The organism is Stenotrophomonas sp. SrG (assembly GCF_050031795.1).
Lineage (GTDB): Bacteria > Pseudomonadota > Gammaproteobacteria > Xanthomonadales > Xanthomonadaceae > Stenotrophomonas > Stenotrophomonas rhizophila_A.
In genome coordinates, this window is record NZ_JBNBBE010000425.1 from 1 (window position 1) to 258 (window position 258).

1 protein-coding gene is annotated in these 258 nt (G+C 68.6%); it reads left to right on the forward strand.

Features of this window, described 5'->3' with window-relative positions:
* Positions 1-258 (forward strand): PLP-dependent transferase (locus ACQG3P_RS20330; protein WP_426806052.1); only part of this gene is annotated, 258 nt, incomplete at both ends.

Genomic DNA, 258 nt, shown 5'->3' on the forward strand with positions numbered 1-258 from the left:
GCGCGGTGCAGGGGCCATTTGACCTCTTCCTCGCGCTGCGTGGTCTGAAGACCCTGCCGCTGCGCATGAAGGCCCATTGTGCCAAGGCACTGGCGCTGGCGCGCTGGCTGCAGACCCACCCTGCAGTCGAGACGGTCATCTACCCGGGACTGCCCACCCACCCGCAGCACGAGTTGGCCACGCGCCAGTTGAAGGGCTACGGCGGCATCGGCTCGGTTGTGCTCAGGGGCGGGTCTAAGGCCGCCAAGCGCTTCGGCG